Here is a 16,376-nt window from a genome sequence, read left to right as displayed (position 1 = left end):
ATAAAAATTGTTAATAATTAAAAGATATAATTTATGAAAAATAATAAAATACTTTTATATGGAGGGCTATCAACATCATATTTAGTTTATGAAAACTTAAAGTCACAAAATAAAAAAGTTGATTTCATTTTCGATGAGTTTATCAAAAAAGCTAATTATAAAAGTAAAGCAAAATTTTCAAATAAAAAAACTGATCTTAAAAATTTTATAAAACAGTCAAAATATTTTTTTGTTTGTATTGGAATGTATGATGGATTCTTAAGAGATTATATATCCAAAATTTTTATTAAAAAAAATTTAACTCCATTATCAATAATTTCAAAACACTCTATTGTTGACAAGAATACTACAATAGGTCATGGCTTACTATGTTTGCCAAATTCAGTAATACATAAAAAAGTAAAAATAGGAAATAATTGTTTACTAAATGTAAATTCTGTAATTGATCATGAATGTATTATTGGTGATGGTGTTCATGTTATGGGTTCAGCTTATATTGCAGGTAGAGTTAAAATTGGAAATTTTTCATCCATAGGCGCAAATGCAACAGTATTACCAGATTTAAAAATAGGAAAAAATTCAATCATAGGTGCAGGTGCAGTCGTGACTAAAGATGTAAAAGATGGACAAGTAGTTGTTGGAAATCCAGCAAAATTTTTACGGCTCAATAAAAAGAAATATAATCTAGAAATAATATAAGTGATTAAAGTTGCATTTATATTAAACTTTAGAAAAAAAGATTGGCTTGGTGGTTATAATTATTACATAAATTTGTTTAAGTGTCTTCATTTGCTTGGAGATAAAAAGATCATGCCTGTGATAATTACAGACAATAGAAGTGAAATTTTAAAAGACAAATTTTTTAAGAGTTATCAAGTTATAGAAACAAGTCTAGTAAATAGAGGTAATTTATTTATTAGAATTGTTCAAAAATTACTCATAATTTTTTTAAATAGAAATACGCTATTAATTAAAGTATTAAAAGAGAAAGGTGTAAAGTGCTTATCCCACGCAGAATCTCTAGGTAAAAAATCTTCTATTGCTTCATTTCCTTGGTTCCCAGATTTTCAGGAAATCAATTTACCAAAAAATTTTACTTTTAAAGATAAGTTTTTTAGAAGACTAAATGTCATTTTAGCCACAAAACACTCTACAAGAATAATTGTAAGCACAAAAAGTGTTCAGCAAGATTTGAAAAAAATTTCTGTATCAGGTTATAAAAAAAGTTCTGTCATAAAGCATAATGTATTAATTGAAAATAATATAAAGTTTATTGAGTTTTCTGTATTAAAAAAAAAATATGATATCAAAAATAATTTTTTTTTAGTTCCAAATCATTATTGGCAACACAAAAATCATATCTGTATATTAAAAGCTTTAAAATACTTAAAAAAAAAAGGGTTTGACTATCATGTAATATCTACAGGTTTATTTCATGATCATAGGAAGACATCTCACATAAATTTTTTAAGCAAATATATTAAAAAAAATAAATTAAATTCTAATTATAAAATTTTAGGAGTAATCCCGTTTATAGATATGTTAAGTTTAATGAAATATTCACTATCTGTTATTAATCCCTCAAAATCTGAAGGTTTAAGTAATAGTGTTGAGCAAGCGAAAGCACTCGCGAAAAATGTAATTTTGTCGAATATACCAGTGCACAAAGAGCAACTATCAGATAACTTTTATTATTTTAATCCAAACGATAATAGAAAGCTTGCTTCTTTAATGTGTAAAGTAGCAAAATCTAAAGTTAAATGGTCTGAAAAGAAAATAAAAAAAATTCAAAAAGTAAATTTAGCTAAGAATTTAAATTTTGCTAGAAGTTTTCAAGAATTAATTATAAAATATGTCAATATTTAATCAAAATAATGGCTGAAGATATTTCTCAAAAAATAATTGATAAAGCTTATTGTAATGCTTATTACATACCTAATTTTAAAAATGTTTTAATAAAAAAAATCTTTAAAGTTTTACTGATAAAAATTATTTCTATTTATAGAGTAATAATTTCTTATATTAAGAAAATATTTTTAAAATTACTTTTAACCTTCATGAAAAGTAATAATGAAAAAAATTCTGTTATTACAATAAAAAAAATTGATTTTGAAAACAAATCAGAAGAACTAAAAAAAAATGGATGGTGTTATATAGAAAATTTTCTTGATGATAAAAGTTATGAAAATATAAAAAAAAACTGGCCTAATAATATTTTTTTTAAATTCAAAAATAATCCTATCAAATTTTATTATATTGGACTTGAATATTTAGGCTTTCTTCCTGGAAAATATTTAGATTATGACAAGAAGATAATTTCTTTACATCCATATTTGAAACATTATTATAATTATATACTTTCAAATGAATTCTCTGAATTTATTAATAAATTAGTAAATGACAAAATAAATTTCCAATGTTACTCAATAGCCTGCTCTAGTGCATGGCCAAAATCTTTTTTAGCCCCTCATATTGATACAATAAGTGTTGATGATGATATAAATAAAACATTAAACTGTATTCATTTTGTAGATGGCAATGATGATGATGTTGAGTTCTCTGGAGCAACAGGGATATACAAGGATAATGAATTTAAAAAAAAAATTTTTATTCCTAAAAGTTTAAAAAATAGTTTATTAATTTATAATTCAAAAAAAAATTTTTATCACGGTTTTGATATTATGAAGAAAAAAAATTATAGAAAAACTGTAATGTTTCAATTTTTTAAAAAAGATTAAAATTTTAAAATTAATTATGTTGCATATATGAAGTCTGGCAATGTAAATTTTATGAAAATATTTTTTAAAAAATTGATATAAATGATTAACATGAAAATTGGAGTTATAGGTGAATTTGATAGAAAGGGTGGTGGCTCTTATCATCAATCAAAAAAAATTTATAAGATTTTGTCTAAATTTAAAGATTTTAATTTTAAACTTTTGACTGTTAATCCTCAAAAAAAGATAACAAAAATAAATGAAGAAAAAACTCTTTTTTATGAAACTAATTTTATTGACCAACTTTTTTTTTTATTTTACTCATCAAAATTAATTAAATCACTACTTAAAAAATTTAATATTAAAAGTAGATTCGAAAAATTCCTAAAAAAAAATCAAATTGACTTAATATTTTTTTTAGGATGCTCAAGATTATCATTATTTTGTAATAGTATTGATTATGTTACTTATATCTATGAGTTTCATCATTTATCGAGACCCGATCTTCCAGAATATAAAGGATGGTCGGACTTTGATTTTAGAGAAGAACTTTTGGATACAAATATAAAAAAATCTCTCTCATTAATTGTTGATACTCAAAAAAAAGGTAAAGATTTGATCAAATATTATAATTGTTTTGAGGATAAGATTAACGTGATTCCTCTTGTTACAAGCATAACTGAATTAGAAAATAAAGCAGAAGCTCAAATTTCTAATAAGGTCCTTGAGTATATAAAAAAAAATAAAGAGTATTTTTTTTATCCAGCTCAATATTGGTCACATAAAAATCATTATTATATTTTACGTGCATTAAAATTATTGAAAAAAGACTATAATCGATCAATTCAATTTGTTTTTACAGGACATAAAAAAAACAACTTTAATTTTTTAGTAAATAAAATGAATGAATTTGGTTTAATTGATCAAATAACTTTTTTTGAATATTTAAACGATACAGATGTAAAGAGTTTGTACATGAATTGCAAAGGTATAGTTATGCCATCATTAGTTGGATATTCATCATTACCATTATACGAAGCATTTTTTTTTGAAAAACCAATTTTTTATACTAAAGATTTGCTGGATATATCCCTTCAAAAATATGTTAATCAAATTGATATTGATGATCCAAAAAATTTAGTTAAAGAACTGATTAATTTTGATAAAAATATAAAAAATATAAACTCAAAAGTAAATTTGGCTAAATTTTTTTTCGATGAAAATTTAGCCCAAGATCAGATTTCATCTAAATATATTGAATTTTTTAATAAAATTAAAAATCAAACAAGTATTTATAAATAATTTTTTAGGATTTCTTTACAAACATTGATTGGTGATTTATGTGATTTATAATTGAGTATTTTTTTTGCGAGTCTATTAGACCCTATTATTCTGCGATTTACATCTTTATTTAAACATTCTTTTTTAATATTATATTGAAAATATTGTTCTAAATAATTTATAACCTTATTTATATAAAATCTTCTACCACTAGATAAAATTAACATATCAATTTCTTTTTTTGTAATTGATAATTTATAAATTCCATTACAGATGTCTTCTGCATGAGAAAAATCTCCGTTAATATTTAGTTTATATATATCTTTAATAAATCTAAAATCTTTGTTAACAAAAGATTTAACAATTCTAGGTAATAAAAATTTTTTGTTACGAAATATAGAGTCATGATTAAATAGGATTGCTGTTGAGGCGTCTATTTTTTTTTCATTTTTCATTCTCATAATCATTTTATGAGCATCTATTTTATAATTACCATAATAATCATTAGATTTAAGTGTAGTCTTTTCTGAAACTTTTTTGTATGTATCTTTAAACATTAAAGATGATCCAGCAAAAATTAATTTTGATCTTAAATTAACCTTTATAATTGAGTTTAAAAGATTAGTAGTACATTTTAAATTTTTTAAATAATTTATTTTGTAATTTTTTTCATTTTTTCTTTTTTTATATGTTTCGTTTTTAGAAGCTAAATGAATAATTATATTAGGTCTTATTATTTTAAGATGGTTTATTATTTTTTTTTGAATTGTTAAATCGTTAAAATTATATTTTACTTTTGTAATCTTTCTTTTTCTTTTTTTTTCAATAAACCCATAAACTTCAAAATTTTTCTTTTGAAATATTTTAGACAAAATTATCCCATCTTGTCCCAAAGCTCCTGTGATGAGTACTTTTTTCAATTTTATATTTCTTTTAATTATAGTATTGAATTACTAATAAATCTAATATTAAACAATTAAAATAATTAATGTAATTGCAATGTTGATAAATAATATAATTATCAAATTTAAAAAAATATTTTTTTATAAAAAATATGAATTTTTTAGAAGATTACGTTTAATTTTTAATATAGATCAAAAAATTTACCTATATAAACAAAGTCTTATTTTGCCTCCAGGACATTTATTGTCAATATATAATTATTTGTATCCAAAATATGATCAATTTATTTCAAAACTAGTAAAAAAAATTGATAATAATAAAAGTGTTATAGATATAGGAGCAAACATTGGTGACACACTTTTTAGATTATATCATAACAACCCAACACTTAAATATTACTCAATAGAAGCTGATGAATATTTTTTTAAATATTTAAGCAAGAATAAAAAAAAAATTTCTAATAATTTACAATCAAACATAACTTTAATTAAAGAGTTAGTAGGACTAGATTTATCAGGAAATTTAACCAATACTAATACTGGCACAAAAACACTTATCCAGGGCGACATAGGTTTAAAAAGCAAAACACTCGACCAAATAATTTTAGAAAACAATATTGAGGATATTTCTTTAATTAAAGTTGACGTTGATGGATATGATTTTAATGTTTTATTTTCTGGAATGAAAAGTATTATTAAATACAAGCCTAAATTATTTTTCGAATATATGAGCTTAAACGAAAAAGATTATATTTCTCTAATAGAAAAACTATTTAATATTGGCTATAAAAATTGGTCTATTTTAGATAATTACGGAGAGATTTTGTTTGAAAATGAAAGTTATTTGAAAATTATTGAATTTATAAAATCTAACAGCAATAATAAAATAATTATAGATATTTATTGTTATTAATAAATATTAGTCTGAGTCAATGATAAAAAATAATATACTTATGACTCAAGTTACTGTATCTGATAATTGAAAATTGCTATTAATAAACAAGATAATGAAATCATTAAACTGTAAAAATTGCAGAAACTGTAACAAAAAAAATAATTTTTATGAGTTATTTTCCTTGGGAAAATTAAGCTATACAGGAAAATTTCCAAAAAATAAAAAAATTAATATTCCTAAATCAGAGATTAAATTAGTGATTTGTAAAAACTGCAAGTTAGTCCAAGTAAGTAAAGAATTTGATCTTAATTATATGTACGACAATAATTATGGTTATCGAACTGGAATAAATCATACAATGACAAGTCATGTGAAAAGTATAACTAATGAGCTATCTTTAAAAAAAAACTTTTTAAACAAAAGTGATTATGTTTTAGATATTGCAAGTAATGATGCAACATTATTAAATTCATATCAAAAAAATTTGACTCGTGTTGGTATAGACCCAACTATCAATAAATATAGAAAGTTTTATAATAATATTGATTTTAAAATCAGTAACTTTTTTTCAAAAAAAAGACTTACTAAAGTATTAAAAAATAATAAATTTAAAGCTATTACTGCATTAGCAGTTTTTTATGATTTAAAAAATCCCAATCAATTTTTGAAAGATATAAGTGAAATAATTGATGAGAAAAAAGGTATTTTTATTTTAGAATTCCAAGACCTATTATCTATTATTAAAAATAATCTTTTTGATACAATTTGTCATGAACATTTAGGTTATTATTCAACAAAAATAATCCTTAAAATGGTAAAAAACAATAATCTTAAAATTTTAGATATTAAAAAAAATAAAATAAACGGTGGAAGTACTCGATTTTATATTTGTCATAAAAAAGCAAACTATAAAATAAAAGAAAATAAAATTAAAAAAGTGATAAAATATGAGCTAAAGTTTAAACTAGAAAATAAAAATACATACAGAAACTTCTTTAAAAAAATAGTTAATATTAAAAAAAGATTAAATAAAAAAATAAATGATATTAAAAAACATGGTAAAATTATTCATGGTTATGGAGCTTCCACAAAAGGAAATGTATTATTACAATTTTTTAATATTAATAAAAATCATTTAGATTTAATTGCTGACAGAAATCCACTGAAAGATGGATACTACACACCAGGAACAAAATTACTCATTAAGAATGAAAAGTATTCTAGAAAAATAAATCCAGATTACTATCTTGTATTACCTTGGCACTTCAAAGATGAGATTATAAAAAGAGAAAAAAAAATTAGATTAAAAGGTACAAAATTTATATTTCCATTGCCTAATATTGATATTAAATAATTTTGTAGGCTAATTAACATATTTTAATTACATATAAAAATAATATATGTAATTAAGTTATAATAAATTATGAAAATTGTAATATTCGCTATAAAAGTTTTTTTAGATGCTTATAGAGATACAAAAAGAATCATTAAATATTTTAGATTAGTTGCCTTAAATGGCTTTGTAATTATACCTAAACTTTTTTTGATCAGATTATTTTGTACACTAAGTTTTTTTAGAAATTTAATTAAAATTAAAATACACAATAATCAATCTTTTGATGAATATTTTATCAAAAAAGGTATCTGCTCTAAAGACTTAACTTATAAAATTGATGAAGATGGCTGTACTAAAACATATATGTTGAAAGATAATCTAAGAGAAAAATTTCTTAATGAAGCAATTAATAATAATGATTTAGAATATAAAAAAAACAGGCATATAGATCAAAATATTTTAATAAAAAAAGAACAAGAAAATTTAGAGGATTATATTAATAGATTAATAAATAAAAATATAAGTCGCGTAACAGGTTTTATTGATTTGAAAAAAGATAGTAGTGTTAAAACTTTTTTGACATCTAGGCCAATTATTTCCCTTGTACAAAATTATTTGAATAGCCAAAATTTCTCTATTAGTGCATCCTTTTTTGTATCAAATCCAATTAAAATTTCTAATCAAGAAAAATATGGTAACGCACAATTTTTTCATTGGGATAATGATTTTTCAAAATTTTTAAAACTATATATTTATCTTACAGATGTTGATGTAGACTCGGGTCCCCATATTTATATTCCAAAATCACATAAAAAAAAAAAATTAGAAAGTAGTCTTCCAAGACTATATGATGATAATTTCATTTATAACTCTTACGATCAAAAAATTGAATATAAGGGAAAGGCTGGTTCTATTTTTTTTACCGATGGGTATGGTTTACACAAGGGTGAAACACCACAAAAAAATTCAAGAATAATTTTAAATGTTCACTTTGGAAGAAATAAAATATTATATTCAAATAAAGACATATTTTATAAGAGCAATAATTAACTTTAAAATAAATTATTTTGATATAATTAATTAAACTTAAACTTTTACATAAATAATTAATGAACATCAAAATTATTAAAAAAAAAAATTATAACAAAATAATTATAATCTTAATAATTATATTAATCATATTATATCAAACTGATTTTTTTAAAAAACTATATTTTACCTTAAGCAGGTCATATGAAACAAGATTGATTAATGAATATCAATTTTGTGGTAGGGAATCGATTGGGTTTCTGAGTAAAATAAAAAAACAATTTAATATTGATTATCAAATACCAATAATTAACTATGCAACATCTCCCAATTCAAGTTGGTATTTTAATGGTTTAAAAAAAATAAAAACTAACAAGGTAATATTCTTAAATTATAGTTTAGATAATAAAAATTTTGATTATAAAAAAAATAATAAATATTCACATAGATTAAATTCATACAAGATACTTTATAAATATAATAATTGTTATTTTCTGCAAACAAATGATTGAAACTTTATCAATAATTTTACATTTTCTTGTTATTACAATATTTTGTTATGCTCCAAGTTTTGTATGTTCATTTATAAAAGGTGAAAAAAATCTAGATATTATTAATCGTTTAGAGGTTGGATTAGTATTTAATTTATTTTTACTTTTAATACTTTCCTTTATTTTAAGAAGTGGTTCAAATTTTATATATTATTTTTTAATAATGATTTTTTTGATAAATTTATTATTTTTACTAAAAGATTTATTTGTTAATTATAAATTTAAATTATTGAAAATTAATTATATATTCTTTCTGTTATTTCTTTTATTTTTTATTTTTTCAATAGATTTATCAAATAATCTTAAATTAGGGTGGGACGCACAAAATTATTGGCTAGCTAAAAAATTAGTTTTTACAAATGGTGGAGATTTTTTTGACCTTAAAAATACTCCTAGAGACGATTATCCATACTTAGGATCATTTTTATGGCATATTTACTCTAAATTAAGCCTTTTAGGATATGAATATTTTGGAAGGTTATTTTATTTGTTTTTATTTTTATTGTCTATTTTTTCTATAGCATCAATAATTAAGGTAAATACTTTTGAAAAAATTATCTTAATTTTTGTATTAATTTTTTTAATTTATAAAGTTGAGTTATTCAATGGCTATCAAGAAATTTTAAATTTCTCATTGTTAATTTTATTAACCAAAATATTTTATGAAATTTTAACTGAAAAAATACCTATAAAACAATTTGATAACAAATTTATTTATTTATTTATTTTAATTAATTCTATAATTTGGATTAAAAGTGAGAGTACTGTTCTAATAATAATTTTTTTATTTTCATTAATATTAGTAAAAGAAATTAATTTTAAAATTAAAATCTTGATGACTTTAGTGTTTATTTTTTTACTACTAAATAAATTTTATATTTTTGGTTTTTTAGATTTGTCACACGAAATACAAAAAGGAAATTATGAATATTTTAAAATATCTAATTTTTTTGATTTTATCAATTTTCCTAGGGCTATATTAACTTTAAAGTATATATTCTTTTATTCTCTTGATAATTTGATTTTACCTGTATCGATTATTAGTTCGGTAGTTATGTTAAAATATGATAAGAAAAACATATTTATTCTTCCTTTTTCGTTCATGTTAGTTCTAGGTTTTGGATTTTTTATGGCAGCATTTTTATTGACATCTTTCCCTTTAGAGTGGGTTTTATGGGTGTCATTGAGTCGAATAATTTTTGAAACTAGCGGATTATATATAATTCTGATTCCTTTATTTTATGATTTTTTAAAAAGAAAAAAATTTTTTAATAAAGTTTAAAATATTGTTTATAATGAATTTTCTATTATAAATTTTACCTCTTATTTTTAATTTTTTATCTTTTATTTTTATAACCTTGCAGAGGCCAGACTCTAGAAAATTAAAACTTATATGAAATTTATCTGTATTTGAGTTGTAAATTTCAAGCATTCTAAAAAAAGTTTCTTTATTATTTCGCTCCACCCAATAATTATCTCTATAATGATTCTTACAGTATGGTAGCCATGAGATATCGTCTATTAACATTATCCCATTTATTTTTAATTTTTTAAAATATAGGTAAAAAATTTTCTCAACATGGTCAGCTGTATGGGTTGTATCTACAAATATTATATCTATCTTTTTCTTTAAATGTTTATCTATTTTTTTATAATTATCATCTCTACAATTTATAAAAGTCCATTGTTTATTTTTAAAAAGATGACTGCAATCAGAGGTATCAACAGATATCAGATTACCTTTTTTAATGTTTTGTAAAAAATATTTTGTAGAATTACCATATTCAACACCAAACTCTAAAATTCTAGGCTTTTTTATTTTTTTTAATTCTTTATCAATTAAATTTTTTACTTTGAAACTCATATGAATTAATTTTTTTTAAAAATATTCATAATATTATATTTTATAATAAAATAAATTGCCTTAATGCCATCAACCCATGTTATTTTTTTACCCTCTAGGTATGTTCGCCCATAATATGAAATTCCAACTTCATATATTTTATAATTTTTTCTAGAAATTTTTGCAGTAATTTCAGCCTCGAACCCAAATCCGTCTTCTTCAATTTTTATGTCCTTTAAGATTTTACTTTTAAAAACTTTATAACAAGTTTCTATATCTGTTAAATTTAAACCAGAAAATATATTTGATAGAATTGTTAAAAACCCATTTGCTACTCTATGCCAAAAGTAAACTGCTCTGTGGGGGTTGCTTCCGATAAATCTTGATCCATAAACTATATCTGCTCTACCAGATAAAATAGGTTTAATAAGTGACATATATTCATTAGGATCATATTCTAGGTCAGCATCTTGGATCAATATTATATCGCCTGTTGCTTCCATTATTCCAGTTCTTAGGGCAGCACCTTTACCCTGGTTAGAGGAATGAAATATTATTTTATCAATTTTTTCGTTTAATCTATTTTTTAAAATATCTACCGTTGAATCTTGAGAGCAGTCATCTACTACAATTATTTCTATATTTTTATATTCTTGATTTAGGACTTTATTGATAACGGTTTCAATACTTCTATCTTCATTGTAACAAGGAATTATTATTGATAATTTCATTAAATTTTTTATTATTATTTATCTATATATAATTAATTATATTCATTTAATTTTTTTTATCACTATCATCTTATATGGTGTCCAATATTTCGCTAAAGGTGAGCATAAAGCCTCCACCATTTTTAGAAAAGAATTTAAAAAAGAAGGTAAAAATTGCTTAAAATTTAAACCACCTGAAAATAAATATCTTAATCCATTTATTTCATACTGTTGGTGTATAATATCTAATCTTTGTCCATATTTTTTTTTGAATATTTCAATATCTCTCACAAAAATGTTATGCGCTAGTGCTTGATTGGCATTAGCTAGTGGTCCAAATGTTTCGCTATTATCCCATTCAATTTTATTAGTGTCAAAATATTCATCTTTATGTAAATTTTTATGCAATACCCTAGAAAAAAAACCATTATGAGGTTCTATTAATATGCAACCACCATTTTTTTTTAAAACACGAATTAATTCATCAAAAAATTTTGTTGGATAGGGAATATGGTGAAAAACATTAATTCCATATATACATTTTATTGAGTCGTTATTAAGATTCAATTTAGTAGCATCAAGCTCTAAATCATATTTTATACCTTTTCTTTGAAATTCTGATGTTAAAATATTCTTTCTAATATCTTTAAAAAAACCAACACCCGATCCTAGTTCTACCTCCAAACCATCAATAAAAAAATATTTGTCACAAATTTTTGCCATATCTTTATAAAATGTTAAAAATGCAGAATTAAGTAATTTTTTTTTTCTTAGGATTGATAGATGAATTTTTAGTAATTCGTTGCTATTTACATCAACATTTAAAACTTCTTTTTCATATAGTAAATTTCTAATTTTATAATTCATTGATTAAATATCTAAATTATTAATGTATATTCATAATATAAATAATACATCATAAATACAATCTAGTGAAAAAAAAAAATAAAAAAATAGTTATTATAGGAAAAAGTACAAAGTTTAAAAAAATTATTTCATCAATATTTTATCAATCTGACATAAAAGTTTTTTCGTGGAGGTCAATAAAAAAATTAAAATTAGATAAGAATATTATTGAAAAAAAAGTGGATTTAATTTTAGTCTGTGGATATGATTTTTTAAGTCATTGGTATTCATTTAGAAGATATTATAATGTGAATGTAATCTTACCACTAAAATTAATTGATTCTATATCTACAAATAAAACTATAATTTTATACATTGATACAATATATAAAGTAAAAAAAAATTCTAAAATCAAAAAAAGATATACATTTTCTAGATATGAATATGCTAAGAAAGAATTAGCTTATAAACTTTTTAAAAAATTTAATAATTTAAAAATTTTAAATATTCCAGTGATCAAAAATAACAAAAATAAAGTTGATATATTTGGAAATAAATTTATGATTATTTTGTTTAATATTCTATTATATTTAGATCTTGTTAATTCTGTAAAAATATCAAAATTAAAAAAAATGGTAAATGACTCGATTAACACAAAGACAAAAATCAACCCTTTTAAAATTAAGCCTTTAGGTTTATCAATTCCAAGAAGTTTATTTTTAGATAGACTATTAAGATTTATTTATGATTAAAAATTTGGTAATAGGCTCAGGATTTTCAGCAGCAATCACAAAAATATTTTTAGGAAAAAATTCAAAAGTAATAGGTTTTAAAAAAAAAAATTTATTTGATAATCAAAATTTTTTAAGAAGAAAATCACTTGATATAAACAAATTTTTTTCAAAAAAGACATTATCATATGGCACATTAAAATTTAGATTAAAGAAAGGAAAGTTGCATGATAGATTAATTCTAGGTGGTAACTCAACTATTTGGGGTGGACATTTAAATTTAAGAAAACTTACAAATAAAATTATAATTCTAATTAAAAAAAAAGCTAAATTTGTAAAATTAGATTATTCAAAAACAGGCACTATATCTAATGATAATAACATACATCAATTGCAAACATATTCTGGAAAAATTTTAAGTTCTAATAATATTTTAAACAAAATTAAAGATGGTTATATTCTAAGTTTTTTTGTAAAAGAAAATAAGATTTATATTAGTTGGATCAACCAACAAAATAATAAATTACATCAAACTCAAGTTGATAAGTTATTCCTATGTGTGGGAGCAGTTCAATTTTTAGATTTACTTTATAGGTCTAATATTCTCAAAAATGGAGATCTAGTAGAGTATTCAGAATTTTACCATAAATATAAGATTAGAAGCATTTATTCAAAAATTCCAAGAAAAAACATTACCGTCATCAGATATAAGTTATCAAGAGCAATTGGACACTATTTAGGAATACAATTTTTTTCTAAATTTTTGAAATTACTTAATTTTATTCCATTATGTGTTGATCAATGTTTTTATAAAAAAAAAATAAATTATAAATTATTACTCAAAAATGGTGAGTTTAATGAGCAAATTTATTCAAGATCAATTCAGAATTTTGGTCAATCAATTCACTATTGTAACCTGAGAATTAATAAGATTTCGATTAATAAAATAATTAAAAAAATACATCCTAATATTTATGGGATAGGGATGTCCTTTGTAGATCAAAATATACCAGGTCCTATTTCCAATGATATTATTTTAGACTCGTATAAAAAAACAATTAATATATAGAAATAATATCAAATGAATCTACAATTTTTAAAATTAGTAAAATTTATTAAAAAAAAAATTACTAATCCATTTATTAAATATTTGTTTTTTATTCTATTAATAATCATAGGATCTTTAATTTATATTTTTTATGTAAACGACAATTGTAAGTCATTAAAGTTTTTCTCAGCATACAAAGATCTTGGTATTGAGCATATTAGGCCATGTTTTTCAAAAGGAAATTTGAATAATAAAATTAAAAAAGTAATTAAAAAATCCCCATTAATTTTTGAATATGCCAGAAGTATAAAAAGAAATCGTTTCGGAGGATCTAATCAAGATATTCTTTCTTTTGAAGATAATTCTAACTTATTAGAAAATAGAGATGATTTACCTAAATATAAATATCAAAAAGGTTTACTCTTCAAAGAAAACAAGCAATTAGATAAATTTAATAATAACGAACAAACTACTGAAAATTCTTCCTGGACCAGGTCTCACGGTGGCAATTGGAATACACATTTTAGCAATTCAAATTTAATAGATAAAAAAAATATAAAAAAATTAGATTTAATTTGGAAACGAACATCTATCAAAAAAGATGATTTTAAATCATACTACAAGCAAAATATTGAGATCAACCCAATAGTTATTAATAAAAAATTAATTTATATTACCTCAGATTGGAAAATTGAAGCAGTAGATGGTGTAACTGGAAAAAAAATATGGGATATTGATACAATTTTCCAACCCTCAAGAAGAGGTATTGTTAGTTATATTAATGAAAAAAATAAAGAATATTTATTTGTACCAGTTGGAGGTAGAATTTATAAAATTGATGCTAAAAATGGAAAATTAGTAAAATCTTTTGGCGACAAGGGATCTATTAGTAGCTTAACCATAGTTGCTCCAATGGTTTATAAAGATTCATTAGTTAGTGTATCAATTATGAGGTCAGTTGACGTTTTTGATATAAACTCTGGAGTAAAAAAATTTGGTATTTCCGTTCATGATAAAAGAAATTTTAGTGGAGGTGCTCCTTGGGGTGGAGCAGCACTCGATAAAAAAAAAGGAATAGTTTATATTGTTACAGGAAATCCTCTTCCATCTCTTTATGGAGTAAACAGACCTGGTGCAAATAAAAATACGTCCAGTATTGTTGCCTTTGATTTAAACGCAAGAAATATACTTTGGGCATTTCAAGATGTTAGTCACGATTTATGGGATTATGATATTGCGAGTCCACCTATAATTCATAATTTGGAAATAGAAGGCAAACTATTTGAAACCATAATAGCTTTAACTAAAACGGGAAATGTTATTTTATTAGATAGAAATAATGGAAAACCTATTTTTGATTTAAGATATAGGAAAGCTCCAACTTCGGATGTTCCAAATGAGATTACTGCTAAATATCAATTAGATTTAGAAAAGCCAGAAAAGTTTTCAAAAGTTGAATTTACCAAAAAAGATTTTGATAAGCTTTCTAATGAAAAGATTAAGAAAATAAAAAAAATTGTTAATCAATCAAAAATAGGATGGTTTGAAGCTCCTTCTTTTAAAAAAGATTTAATCATTTTTGGCTTACATGGAGGTGCTCAATGGCCTGGAGCAGCAATAGATCCTTATAAGCATGAATTATTCATTCCAACCAATAATGTTCCATGGAAATTAAGATTATATTTACAATCAATGGAAAATCCTAATAAATATTTCATAAAAAATAAAAAAGCATTGAAAACTTATTATAAAAATTGTTCTAGTTGTCATGGGAAAAATAGAAATGGTAAAAAAATAAAGGATGGTGAAAAATTAATTAAGTACGTTCCTTCATTAGTTGGGTTATCAGGTAAAATGTCTAAACCACTCTTTGGAGAAGAGGATTTAAATGTTAAATTGAACATTGCCCATAATGAAAAATTTAAAGATATAGATTTAGAGCAACTTAAGAAGTTATTTAAAGATTGGGATAATTATTTGTATGATAATAAATTAATAAGAGTTGAAAATAATGTAAACTCATGGACTCAATTTTTAACTAGTGACGACATGCCAGCATCAAATCCTCCTTGGGGATATATTTCTAAAGTAAATTTAAGTAACGGAAAATTAGAATGGAAAAAGTCAATTGGAAAAAAATTCATAAATGGTGAATGGATTGAAACTGGTTCATCAATATTTGGTGGGGTTGCGCTTAACAAAGCTGGTATTTTGTTTGTTACAGGAACAAGTGATAATTTTGTTTATGCGATAGACTCAACTTCTGGAGAAGAGATATGGAATTATAAAATGAAAGCAAGCGGAAGTGCTCCACCAATTTTATATGAAATTAATGGAAAACAATATTTGTCAATAATATCAACTGGCGGAGCATATCATGATTATAAGGAAAAAGACTCAACAATATATACATTTGGCATAAGGTAAAAAGGTGGTAAAAAAAAAAATATGGAAATTAAATTATATTCCAAAATCAAAAAACTTAAG

General features: G+C 22.3%; 15 protein-coding genes. 11 read left to right on the top strand and 4 right to left on the bottom strand.

Annotation, left to right across the window (positions count from 1 at the left end):
- The first annotated feature begins 33 nt into the window (after positions 1 to 33).
- The 4 genes from F754_RS07660 to F754_RS0105970 all read left to right on the top strand — a co-directional run bounded on the left by F754_RS07660 (position 34) and on the right by F754_RS0105970 (position 4,019).
- Entirely contained in the window at positions 34 to 699 is a 666-nt protein-coding gene (locus F754_RS07660) for a NeuD/PglB/VioB family sugar acetyltransferase (RefSeq protein ID WP_023649012.1), read from the top strand.
- Positions 700 to 1,866, top strand: a complete 1,167-nt coding sequence (locus tag F754_RS0105980; RefSeq protein ID WP_023649011.1) for a glycosyltransferase — start codon at positions 700 to 702, stop codon at positions 1,864 to 1,866.
- An 8-nt stretch (positions 1,867 to 1,874) separates the two neighbouring features.
- A complete protein-coding gene (locus tag F754_RS0105975; RefSeq protein ID WP_023649010.1) occupies positions 1,875 to 2,738 on the top strand; it encodes a hypothetical protein in 864 nt (287 codons plus the stop codon).
- A 90-nt stretch (positions 2,739 to 2,828) separates the two neighbouring features.
- The gene (locus F754_RS0105970) at positions 2,829 to 4,019 is read left to right on the top strand and encodes a glycosyltransferase (RefSeq protein WP_023649009.1); all 1,191 of its coding nucleotides are present in this window, start codon (positions 2,829 to 2,831) and stop codon (positions 4,017 to 4,019) included.
- On the opposite strand, the gene F754_RS0105965 is transcribed toward F754_RS0105970, so the two are convergent.
- On the bottom strand, positions 4,010 to 4,918 hold the full coding sequence (locus tag F754_RS0105965) for a GDP-mannose 4,6-dehydratase (protein ID WP_023649008.1): 909 nt from the start codon (positions 4,916 to 4,918) through the stop codon (positions 4,010 to 4,012). The two genes, F754_RS0105970 and F754_RS0105965, sit on opposite strands and share 10 nt — an antisense overlap.
- A gap of 226 nt (positions 4,919 to 5,144) precedes the next feature.
- Between F754_RS0105965 and F754_RS0105960 the strand changes: the two genes are divergently transcribed.
- The 4 genes from F754_RS0105960 to F754_RS0105940 all read left to right on the top strand — a co-directional run bounded on the left by F754_RS0105960 (position 5,145) and on the right by F754_RS0105940 (position 9,993).
- Positions 5,145 to 5,813, top strand: coding sequence for an FkbM family methyltransferase (locus F754_RS0105960; protein ID WP_196228286.1), 669 nt, complete (start codon positions 5,145 to 5,147; stop codon positions 5,811 to 5,813).
- Positions 5,814 to 5,907: 94 nt separating this feature from the next.
- Positions 5,908 to 7,149, top strand: a complete 1,242-nt coding sequence (locus F754_RS0105955; RefSeq protein WP_023649006.1) for a class I SAM-dependent methyltransferase — start codon at positions 5,908 to 5,910, stop codon at positions 7,147 to 7,149.
- A gap of 345 nt (positions 7,150 to 7,494) precedes the next feature.
- Entirely contained in the window at positions 7,495 to 8,181 is a 687-nt protein-coding gene (locus tag F754_RS0105950) for a phytanoyl-CoA dioxygenase family protein (protein ID WP_155242600.1), read from the top strand.
- Positions 8,182 to 8,664: 483 nt separating this feature from the next.
- Entirely contained in the window at positions 8,665 to 9,993 is a 1,329-nt protein-coding gene (locus F754_RS0105940) for a hypothetical protein (protein WP_023649003.1), read from the top strand.
- Here F754_RS0105940 and F754_RS0105935 read toward each other — a convergent pair.
- From F754_RS0105935 to F754_RS0105925, 3 genes are read right to left on the bottom strand one after another with little or no spacing between them, the layout of a single operon-like run.
- A complete protein-coding gene (locus F754_RS0105935; protein WP_023649002.1) occupies positions 9,961 to 10,575 on the bottom strand; it encodes a class I SAM-dependent methyltransferase in 615 nt (204 codons plus the stop codon). The two genes, F754_RS0105940 and F754_RS0105935, sit on opposite strands and share 33 nt — an antisense overlap.
- Positions 10,576 to 10,580: 5 nt before the next feature.
- Positions 10,581 to 11,285, bottom strand: coding sequence for a glycosyltransferase family 2 protein (locus F754_RS0105930; RefSeq protein ID WP_023649001.1), 705 nt, complete (start codon positions 11,283 to 11,285; stop codon positions 10,581 to 10,583).
- A gap of 42 nt (positions 11,286 to 11,327) precedes the next feature.
- Positions 11,328 to 12,131, bottom strand: coding sequence for a methyltransferase domain-containing protein (locus tag F754_RS0105925; protein WP_023649000.1), 804 nt, complete (start codon positions 12,129 to 12,131; stop codon positions 11,328 to 11,330).
- A 65-nt stretch (positions 12,132 to 12,196) separates the two neighbouring features.
- On the opposite strand from F754_RS0105925, the gene F754_RS0105920 reads away from it, so the two are divergent.
- The 3 genes from F754_RS0105920 to F754_RS0105910 are packed head-to-tail and all read left to right on the top strand — an operon-like array spanning position 12,197 to position 16,316.
- Positions 12,197 to 12,862 carry a hypothetical protein gene (locus tag F754_RS0105920; RefSeq protein WP_023648999.1) on the top strand — a complete coding sequence of 222 codons (666 nt, stop codon included), beginning with the start codon at positions 12,197 to 12,199 and terminating at the stop codon, positions 12,860 to 12,862.
- On the top strand, positions 12,855 to 13,910 hold the full coding sequence (locus F754_RS0105915; protein ID WP_023648998.1) for a hypothetical protein: 1,056 nt from the start codon (positions 12,855 to 12,857) through the stop codon (positions 13,908 to 13,910). Before F754_RS0105920 ends, F754_RS0105915 begins: the two co-directional genes overlap by 8 nt.
- Before the next feature lie 12 nt (positions 13,911 to 13,922).
- Positions 13,923 to 16,316: a PQQ-binding-like beta-propeller repeat protein gene (locus F754_RS0105910; protein WP_023648997.1), complete on the top strand. Its 2,394-nt coding sequence runs from the start codon at positions 13,923 to 13,925 to the stop codon at positions 16,314 to 16,316.
- The last annotated feature ends 60 nt before the right edge of the window (positions 16,317 to 16,376 follow it).

The sequence above is a fragment of the Candidatus Pelagibacter ubique HTCC8051 genome, assembly GCF_000472605.1.
Taxonomy (GTDB): Bacteria; Pseudomonadota; Alphaproteobacteria; order Pelagibacterales; family Pelagibacteraceae; genus Pelagibacter; species Pelagibacter communis_B.
The sequence above is the reverse complement of the archived record's forward strand: the minus strand, read 5'-3'. Positions and strand labels throughout refer to the sequence as shown.

Excerpts from the sequence above, each read along its gene's own strand:
- F754_RS07660 (WP_023649012.1), top strand. The coding sequence starts at position 34 with ATGAAAAATAATAAAATACTTTTATATGGAGGGCTATCAACATCATAT.
- F754_RS0105975 (WP_023649010.1), top strand. The coding sequence starts at position 1,875 with ATGGCTGAAGATATTTCTCAAAAAATAATTGATAAAGCTTATTGTAAT.
- F754_RS0105970 (WP_023649009.1), top strand. The coding sequence starts at position 2,829 with ATGAAAATTGGAGTTATAGGTGAATTTGATAGAAAGGGTGGTGGCTCT.
- F754_RS0105955 (WP_023649006.1), top strand. The coding sequence starts at position 5,908 with ATGAAATCATTAAACTGTAAAAATTGCAGAAACTGTAACAAAAAAAAT.
- F754_RS0105950 (WP_155242600.1), top strand. The coding sequence starts at position 7,495 with ATGTTGAAAGATAATCTAAGAGAAAAATTTCTTAATGAAGCAATTAAT.
- F754_RS0105940 (WP_023649003.1), top strand. The coding sequence starts at position 8,665 with ATGATTGAAACTTTATCAATAATTTTACATTTTCTTGTTATTACAATA.
- F754_RS0105935 (WP_023649002.1), bottom strand. The coding sequence starts at position 10,575 with ATGAGTTTCAAAGTAAAAAATTTAATTGATAAAGAATTAAAAAAAATA.
- F754_RS0105930 (WP_023649001.1), bottom strand. The coding sequence starts at position 11,285 with ATGAAATTATCAATAATAATTCCTTGTTACAATGAAGATAGAAGTATT.
- F754_RS0105925 (WP_023649000.1), bottom strand. The coding sequence starts at position 12,131 with ATGAATTATAAAATTAGAAATTTACTATATGAAAAAGAAGTTTTAAAT.
- F754_RS0105915 (WP_023648998.1), top strand. The coding sequence starts at position 12,855 with ATGATTAAAAATTTGGTAATAGGCTCAGGATTTTCAGCAGCAATCACA.
- F754_RS0105910 (WP_023648997.1), top strand. The coding sequence starts at position 13,923 with ATGAATCTACAATTTTTAAAATTAGTAAAATTTATTAAAAAAAAAATT.